This is a genomic window from Variovorax sp. P1_H12_2, from assembly GCF_056405335.1.
The window spans coordinates 1-1,125 of sequence record NZ_JBFUCI010000771.1 but is presented as its reverse complement, the minus strand read 5'-3'; the positions used below and the strand labels follow the sequence as shown (position 1 = coordinate 1,125).

Genomic DNA, 1,125 nt, shown 5'->3' with positions numbered 1-1,125 from the left:
GGGCCCTCCTTCCACAAGAACCCACCACGCTGAACCCATGAACACCCCGATCCCGAAACCCTTGCTGCTGGCCTCGATGCTGATCGCGGCCCTGCCCGGCGCCGCCTTCGCACAGCCCTCCGCCTGGCCCGGCGCCAAGCCGATCACGCTGATCGTTCCCTATTCGGCGGGCGGCAGCGTGGACTTCAACGCACGGCTGGTCGCAACCAGGCTCGGCGAACGCCTCAAGCAGTCGGTCGTGATCGAGAACGTGACCGGCGCGGGCGGCGCCATCGGGGTCGCCAAGGCGGTGAATGCGGCGCCGGACGGCTACACCCTGGTCGCAGGCCCGGACAGCGCGATCGCGATCGGAAAGTTGATCAACCCCGCTGCCTTCAAGTTCGACCCGCTGAAGGACCTGGCGCCGGTGGGCATGCTGAACACCGCGCCCATGGTGCTGGTCGCCCGGCCGGGCCTGCCGGTGAAGGACTTCGCCGACTTCGTCAAGCTCGCGAAGGCCGCGCCCGGCAAGTACAACTACGCCACCTCGGGCGTCGGCACCGTGCTGCAGCTGGCGATGGAACTGCTGAAGGAGCGCACCGGCATCTTCGTCACCCACGTGCCCTACCGCGGCGGTGCCCAGATCGCGACCGACGTGATCGGCAACCAGGTCGACCTCGCGATGCTGGTCAGCACCAGCGCCATCCCGCATGTGAGCGGCAACCGGCTGAAGGCGCTCGGCGTGACGGGCGGCCAGCGGCTCGACGCGCTGCCGCAGGTGTCCACCTTCAACGAGATGCCGGGCCTGAAGGGCTACTCGATGGTGAGCTGGACCGGCATCTTCGCGCCGGCCGGAACGCCGGCGCCGATCGTGAGCCGCCTCAACCAGGAACTCAACGCCGTGCTCAAGGACCCCGAAGTGCGCGCCAAGCTGCAGGAGCAAGGCGCCATCCCCGGCAGCGGCTCGCCCGAGGAGCTCGCCCAGTTCGTCAAATCGGAATACGCCCGCAACCAAAAAATCGTGCAAGCCGCCAACATCAAGGAGTAGGCAGCAGGCCCCCGGCCGGCGCAGCCAGGCCCGTTGGTGAAACACCGCGGAACCGGCTCCGCCGGGCCGCTGGTGTTGCCCCCGGTAGGGGGTGGGCG

The 1,125-nt window shown here is 68.9% G+C and carries 1 protein-coding gene; it reads left to right on the top strand.

What is annotated here, in order from left to right; genetic code table 11:
* The first annotated feature begins 37 nt into the window (after window positions 1–37).
* A complete protein-coding gene (locus tag AC1D2K_RS35015) occupies window positions 38–1,027 on the top strand; it encodes a Bug family tripartite tricarboxylate transporter substrate binding protein (RefSeq protein WP_478095064.1) in 990 nt (329 codons plus the stop codon).
* Window positions 1,028–1,125: the final 98 nt, after the last annotated feature.